At 68.6% G+C, this 6921-nt stretch carries 7 protein-coding genes; 2 read left to right on the top strand and 5 right to left on the bottom strand.

The features are described from left to right. On the top strand, positions 1-617 hold a 617-nt coding region (locus VFU06_04070; protein ID HEU5208568.1), incomplete at its 5' end, for a prephenate dehydratase domain-containing protein. Positions 618-707: 90 nt separating this feature from the next. On the opposite strand, the gene VFU06_04065 is transcribed toward VFU06_04070, so the two are convergent. From VFU06_04065 to VFU06_04045, 5 genes are all read right to left on the bottom strand, one after another. After that, positions 708-947, bottom strand: coding sequence for a DUF2188 domain-containing protein (locus VFU06_04065; GenBank protein ID HEU5208567.1), 240 nt, complete (start codon positions 945-947; stop codon positions 708-710). Between the two features lie 161 nt (positions 948-1108). After that, positions 1109-3595 carry an ABC transporter permease gene (locus VFU06_04060; protein ID HEU5208566.1) on the bottom strand — a complete coding sequence of 829 codons (2487 nt, stop codon included), beginning with the start codon at positions 3593-3595 and terminating at the stop codon, positions 1109-1111. A gap of 289 nt (positions 3596-3884) precedes the next feature. Further along, a complete protein-coding gene (locus tag VFU06_04055) occupies positions 3885-4643 on the bottom strand; it encodes a class I SAM-dependent methyltransferase (GenBank protein HEU5208565.1) in 759 nt (252 codons plus the stop codon). 227 nt (positions 4644-4870) lie between these two features. Next, a complete protein-coding gene (locus VFU06_04050; protein ID HEU5208564.1) occupies positions 4871-5209 on the bottom strand; it encodes a hypothetical protein in 339 nt (112 codons plus the stop codon). Further along, positions 5206-6147, bottom strand: a complete 942-nt coding sequence (locus VFU06_04045; GenBank protein ID HEU5208563.1) for an arginase family protein — start codon at positions 6145-6147, stop codon at positions 5206-5208. The genes VFU06_04050 and VFU06_04045 overlap by 4 nt, the downstream gene beginning before the upstream one ends. Positions 6148-6247: 100 nt before the next feature. Here VFU06_04045 and VFU06_04040 point away from each other — a divergent pair, with 100 nt between their 5' ends. Then, positions 6248-6901: a CGNR zinc finger domain-containing protein gene (locus tag VFU06_04040; protein HEU5208562.1), complete on the top strand. Its 654-nt coding sequence runs from the start codon at positions 6248-6250 to the stop codon at positions 6899-6901. Positions 6902-6921: the final 20 nt, after the last annotated feature.

Genomic DNA, 6921 nt, shown 5'->3' with positions numbered 1-6921 from the left:
AGGTGATCATGCCGGCACCATCGACCTGGCAAGCAGCACGTGGAGGCGCGGTTTCACCTGACGCGCGGGTACCCCAGGTGCGCGTCGCATTCCAGGGTGCGCCCGGCGCATTCAGTGAAGAGGCAGCGCTGGCACACTTCGGCGCCGGCGTGGAGTGCGTGCCGTGCGCAACGTTCGCCGATGCGGGTGCGCTGCTCGCCAATGGCGCCGCGACGCACGGCATCTTCCCGCTCGAGAATGCGATCGCCGGACCCGTACACGCTTCGCTCGACGTCCTCGCCCGGTACGGCTTCGGCGAGGTCGCACGCGTCAGTCATCCGATCCGGATGTTCCTGCTCGCCATTCCCGGCGCGACGCTGGCGGAAATCCGGCAGGTGATCTCGCACCCGGTCGCGCTGGAACAGTGCGGCGCATTCCTGCGACGGCTGTCGAACGCATGCGCGACGCCGTTCTTCGACACTGCCGGCGCCGCTCGCGAGGTGGCATCCCGGGGAATACCGACGCTCGCGGCGATCTCGCCCCCGGCGACTGCGGCCCGCTACTGCCTCCGGGTGCTCGCCAGCGACGTGCACGATCGCCCGGACAATGTCACGCACTTCGCAGTCGTGCGTGCCTGAGCGGCTCCCGTCTCGATCGGCATCTGTGGTCGATGCTCCAGGTGCTCACCGTAGTCGACATTGCCCGGGACGCCGTCCCCGGCTGGCCCCTCAGCCCGGCGACCGACTCGGGTCGTCGCCGTACGTGCTCTCGTACTCCATGTTGCCGTCACGGCTGTGCACCTTCACCGGCGACGGCTCCTCGCCGCGCGCGCGGGTCTTTGCCGCATCGACGGCTTCGCTCTTCGTGTCGTACTCTTCGCGGAACGCGTCGTCGTTCTCGCGACTCACCACCCAGCGGCTCTGGTCCGCATTGGGAACGACGTGATAGACACTGCGATCACTGGCCATTGGAAACCTCCTGCTGTTGCGGTAATGCCCGTGCGCAACGGGAGCAGGAGGTGTGCCGTCGGTCGGGAGAACGTTCCGGCAACGGCGTCGGCGTTCATGGGTCCAGCTCGCCGACTCCGGCGCGTGTGATCGAAGGCACCGCCGTGACAGCCGTAGCCCGATCATGTGTCTGCCTTGAGCGCCTCCGTCGGCTGGATCTTCAGCCCGCGCCGCGCCGGCCCGACTGCCGCCAGGATGCCCGTGATCGTCATCAGCAACGCGAGCAGCGGCAGCAGCACCACGCCCATGCCTCCCATCATCTCACCACCCGACATCCGCTCGAGCAGCAGCGCCATGCCCACACCGAGCAACACGCCTGCGCCGATGTGCAGCGCGGAGCGTGCGAAGATGCTGCGCAGTACGGTGGCGGGTTCTGCACCGAGTGCCGAGCGGATACCGATCTCGCGTCGCCGCTGAGTGACGGTGAACGACATCATCGCGTAAATTCCCGCGGCCGAGAGCAGCAGCACGACGAGCAGCACGAGTCCCACGGCCAGGCCGACGAGCTGCGCGGCGAGCTGCTGCTGGCGGTTGCGGTCGGCGAGTGAGCGGACGGTGCCGAGGCGCAGCGTCGGGTCGACGGCGGCCGTGAGCTCGCGCAGGCGCGGTGCGAAGTCGGCGGGCGCCATGCCGCGCAGCCGCATGATTACGCTGGCGTAGCCCGCCTGTTCTGCAGAAACCGGATACGCGACCAGCGGCCGGACCGCCTCCGGATCCGCGGGATTGCGTTCCAGGTCCTCGACGACGCCGACGATCTGGAACCACTGCGGCGGCCCGACGGGAGTCTCGCCTGCGCGTTCTTCGCTGCTCACGTGGCGGATGCGACGGCCGATCGGCTCTGCATCGCCGAGCACGCGATGCACGAACGTCGCATTCACGACGACCGCATTCGCGTTTTCGTCCGCATCCGCCATGGTCAGCGTACGACCGGCGAGCACGCGTGCACCGTACAGCTCGAGCAGTCCGGGGTGCATGCCGATCGCGTCCACACCGTGTCCCATCGGGGACTCGACCGGTGGTTCGACGCCCTCGACGCGGATCAGATGCGAACGATCCTGCAACGATGCCTGGAAGCTCACGCCGGTGACCGCCGGCTCCGCCTCCAGGCGCCGCATCAGCGCCGCGATGTCGCGGCCGAACTCCTCGTTGTCGGGCGCTGCGTCCGCTTCATCCTCGACGACGACCACGTCCGGGATCTCCTCGGGTCGCACATTCGCGTAGAGGTATTCGTCGTCGGGGTAGATCGTGCTGGTCGCGGCGCGGCGGATCTCGTTCCAGCCCATGTGCAGTGCCGCCGGCAGCATGGCGACGGCGATCGCGACCTGCATGACGATCAGCAGCGCCCAGGTCCGGCCCAGCTTCATGCTCGCGCCGGTTCCTTCGCGCAGCGTTGCCTGGAGCCGCGGCCCGGTCGCCTGCAGCGCGGGCAGCACACCGACGATGACGGCGGCAAGGACGGCGAGGCCCAGCGTGAAGACGATCGTTTCGGGGCGCAGGCCGAAGTCCATCCAGAACGGCATGCCGACATCGAACTCCATGTCCAGGATGCCGATGCCGAGCTGCATCGTCGCCTGTGCGAGGCCGAGTCCTGCGGCCGCGGCGATGAGCGACAGCACCAGCGCCTCGACGAACAGCTGGAGCACCACGCGACCGCGGCTGGCGCCGAGCGCGCTGCGCACGGCGATCTCGCGGTGGCGCGCCGCCGTGCGTGCGTACACGAGCACCGCGACGTTGAGCGCGATCACGACCAGCAGCAGGCTCATCATCAGGTTCATCTGCAGGACGGGCCAGAAGCCGATGCCCTGGATGTCGCCCAGCGAGTGCACGTACGGCATTGCCATCGGCCGCAGCTGCGCGTGCGTCAGCGGGAACTCCGCGGACGTGCGCTGCCCGATCGCGTCCAGCTCCGCCTGTGCCCGCGCCAGTGACGCGCCCGGCGCGAGCCGTCCGAAGATGTACAGTGCGGGGCCTTCGCGCCGCTCGAACTCGGACGCGCGTGCGCGCAGTGGTACCCAGTACTGGTGGTTCTCCGGGAACCGGAAGTCCGCCGGCATCACACCGACGATCGTGTGGACTCCAGCGCCCAGGCGGATCGTGCGACCGAGCACGTTCGGGTCGCCGAGGAAGCGCGTCTGCCAGACGTCGTAGCCGATCACGACGACGTCCGGTGCGCCGGGCCGCTCGTCGCCCTCGACCAGGTACCGGCCGAACAGCGGAGGAACACGCGCAACCTCGAAGCCCGCCGCCGTCATCTCCGCGACCGGCACCAGCAGCGGAGGCGCGTCGCCGGTGATCAGGTTGCGCCGCACCGTGCGGAACGCGGCAAGGTCCTGCACGGTGCGCAGCTCCTCGCGCCAGGTCACGAAGTCGTGCAGAGAGCGGCGCTCCTCGTTGTTGGAGACGAGGTCGCGGTTCTCGAGCGCGACGATCCGGTCACCCTCCGGCAGCGGAATGTCCGGATAGACGTACGCCTCCGTGAAGGAGAAGAAGCCGACGCTGATCGCAATGGCCACGGCCATGCCCAGGCCACCAACGATCGTCAGTGCCGGGTGCCGGACCAGCATGCGCAGGCCGAGCCGGACGTCGAGCCAGGAGATGCGTGCGATCACGGGCTGCCTCGGGAAATTCGGGGGGCGCGAAGGGCCAGTCGCAGGCGGTGCGGCAGGCCGCGTTCCATGCGGCCGCGATCCGCTATGTCGGTGCGCGGCTGGAGATTAGTGCGCGCGGGCACATCTGCAGCGCCGCACGCCGAAGCCGGATCCGGGACAGCGCGATCCCGGATCGGAGACGGGACTGGCCGTGTGAAGCGGCCGCTTCGCCCCCTGCTGGCGACCATCGCTGATATGATGGCCAGCGCTGTGGCCGATTCTCGCTCGCAGCTCCGCAGCAGCCTCGAAGCTACGTCACGCGGTTTGCGACCAGGATCTTCTTGGAGCTGAACGGGCTGATCGCGCCATGAGCTTCGGCAAGCTCGAAGCCGCGCTCGTTGAACGCGCGCTCGATCTCCGACAGCGTCCAGACTCCGCCCTTCCACACCGGGCGAAATCCGCCATTCGCCGTGCGCCGCTGCCGTGCCCTGCCACGCGCCCGTGCTCGCGAGCGTTTCCAGGCGACGCGGGTGAAATGAACCGGGCCCTCCCGGCGCACCGAGAACAGACGCCAGCCGGCATCCACGAGCCGGGAAGCGGTGGACCTTCCGAGCAGCGGCACATGGAGAACGACGCCGCGCCGTGCGACCCTCGTGAACTCGTGCAGCATCGTCTGCTGGGCTTCCTTCGGTATACGTACCAGGTGAAAAAGCCGGAGAGACACCACGTAGTCGAAGGAGCGATCCTCATAATCGAGATCCGTTGCATCGCCCGTGTCCAGCCCTTCCAGCAGACGCGAGCTCCGGTATTCATCCGGAACCTGCGCGAGCATGTTTTCCGACAGGTCCGCGCCCACGACCTGCAGTCCGCGCGCAAAGAAGATGGGAAACAAGCGACCGGTGCCACACGGGATGTCCAGCACACGACTGCCACGCGGGACCGTTTCACTCCAGTTGCGGACCAGGTCGTTCTCGCGATGCCATGCCAGCTGCCGCCGTCGCTTCTCGTCGTATCCGGCTGCCTGCTTGTGTGTGTAGGCCAGTTGCGCACCAGTTGTCTGTCCGCCCATGGCTCCTCCGTCGACTGAGGTTCCAAGATGGAGCGGGACGCTTCAGCACAAACGGGCGATCGCGAGGGTGCCCGTCCCCTCGACCGATTCGCCCGTCTGCAGCACAAGCCACTAACAAGAGCTGCGCCGCCTGCGCCTACAAGAGAGAAGGGACGGTTGATGACAACCGGGAGGTGCCAGTTCTCGCGGATCACGCCGAACCGATCCATTCTCACGCAGTCACACCACTACGGTACGCGGGGCGACACCGGCCGGTCGTTTATCGCGACCACCAGCACCTCCTCGTGCGTGACGCGCTCCTCCTTTTCCAGCAGGAAGTCGTCGTCCTCGGGGTAGTAGTGCGCCCGCTCCAACTCCTCGCCTGCGAAGCGGCGGATCGCGTCGTACGACTCCCAGAAGCTGATCAGGCGGAAGTGCGCAACATCGCCCTCGATCGTGCGCAGCACGGTCACGCCAAGGTTGCCCGGTGTTGCCCGGTAATCGGCCAGGCCGGTGCGCTCCAGGAAGCGGAAATACTCGTCGGCGCGGTGTGCGGGCACTCGCCCGTGCCACGTCCGCGCGATCATGCGCCCACCTCCATCATGCGCGCCGACAGCACGCGGTCCAGCAGCGACGCCAGCGCTGCGCCCGCACTGCGCTCCGGGTCGAGGCCCGGGTCGTAGATCGAGACGTGCATTCCGAGCGCGCGCGGGTGGGTCACCAGCGGAATGAGCAAAGCCCGGATCGTTTCGATGTCGGGCCCACCCGGTGTCGGCGAATCCACGGCCGGCATCACCGACGGATCCATGAAGTCGGCATCGAAGTGGATCCAGAAACCGTCCAGGTCGTCGCGTGCGATCCGATCCAGTGCGCGGCCCGCTGCACCGGCGGGATCCGTCGTGACCTCGGCGCCGTCGATGCTGAGAACGCCGGCGGGACCGAGTGCCGCCTGGCCGTACGGATCGTCGGCGTCGCGCGGGCCGATCAGTGCGACGTCGCTGCCGCGCACCAGCGGTCGTGCATCGCCGAGCTGCGCCAGCGGCGTGTCACCACGACCGACGGCCATCGCCAGGCACATGCCCGCCGCCGATCCCGTGACCGACTCCGTCGGCGTGTTGAAGTCCGAGTGCGCATCGATGTACGCGAGTCCGACGTCGCCTGCCTCACGCGCAACGCCGAGCAGTGCGCCCAGCACGATGCTGCAGTCCCCGCCCAGCAGCAGCACGAAGCGGCCGTCCTGGCGCGCAGTCGCGACGCGCTCCGCCAGCGCACGGCTGTACTGCACCAGCGCCGCCTCGTTGCGAACACGGCCCGGCGTGCGCACCACGTCCACGTACGACGGCGGGACGACGTCGCCCAGGTCTTCCACGTCGGGGCGGTCCTTCAGTCCGAGCGACCGCAGCACGGACGGCGCCTGGTCCAGCGCGCGTGGAATGCCGCTGTCGTCGTACGGCCGGATCCCGATGCTCGATGGCGCACCGACCAGCGCGATCCCGCTGCCGGCACGTCGTCCGTTAAACACCATGGCGTCCCTCCCTCGTAACCGATTATATTCTGTTTGTCGGTTACAGCATCGCGGTGCCGCTGTAACCTGTCAACACGGCCGAAAGGGTTACGGCAGAGAAATGGGCGAGACTGGCGAAAAGGCCTTCAGGCGCGTGGGCGGGCGGCTCTGCCTGGACTTCGTGAACACGGTGGGCGAGTGGGCGGGCCGGTCCGGGCCCGCGCGCGGGCGGGACTGGATGGACCGGCCGGAGCGCGAATGGCTGACGTCGTACGGCGCGCTGCTCGAATGGGCGGTCTTCGTGGAAGTCCTCCGTCGACCCGACATGCGCCGGCTCGGCGCCGCCGCGGCCGAACGTCCGCCGCGCGCGTCCGCGGTGCTGGCCCGCGCACTGAAGCTGCGCCAGGCGACGTACCGTCTGCTGCGTGCGTCGCTGGAGGGATGGAAGCCGGACGTTGCAGACATCGCCGTGCTCGACGACGAGCTGCGCGTTGCGCGCCTCCACCAGCGGCTGGGCGGGCCGTTGCCGCTCCGGCTTGCGTGGGATGATGACCACGCTGCGCTGGACCGGATGCTCTGGCCGGTCGCTCTCGAAGCGGCGGAGCTCCTGGGGAGCACGGACCTCGATCGCGTCGGGCAGTGCCCGGGCGACAACTGTGGCTGGATGTTCCTGGACGAGAGCCGCGGTCGGCGTCGCAGGTGGTGCGACATGGCGGACTGCGGCAACGTGGCCAAGGTGCGGCGCTTCCGGGCGCGGGAGGCGGCGAGTCGCTGAGGTGAGTCGCACCCGTCCTG

It is taken from the genome of Longimicrobiales bacterium (genome assembly GCA_035764935.1).
Classification (GTDB): Bacteria; Gemmatimonadota; Gemmatimonadetes; order Longimicrobiales; family RSA9; genus DASTYK01.
The sequence above is the reverse complement of the archived record's forward strand: the minus strand, read 5'-3'. Positions and strand labels throughout refer to the sequence as shown.

Excerpts from the sequence above, each read along its gene's own strand:
- VFU06_04065 (HEU5208567.1), bottom strand. The coding sequence starts at position 947 with ATGGCCAGTGATCGCAGTGTCTATCACGTCGTTCCCAATGCGGACCAG.
- VFU06_04055 (HEU5208565.1), bottom strand. The coding sequence starts at position 4,643 with ATGGGCGGACAGACAACTGGTGCGCAACTGGCCTACACACACAAGCAG.
- VFU06_04050 (HEU5208564.1), bottom strand. The coding sequence starts at position 5,209 with ATGATCGCGCGGACGTGGCACGGGCGAGTGCCCGCACACCGCGCCGAC.
- VFU06_04045 (HEU5208563.1), bottom strand. The coding sequence starts at position 6,147 with ATGGTGTTTAACGGACGACGTGCCGGCAGCGGGATCGCGCTGGTCGGT.
- VFU06_04040 (HEU5208562.1), top strand. The coding sequence starts at position 6,248 with ATGGGCGAGACTGGCGAAAAGGCCTTCAGGCGCGTGGGCGGGCGGCTC.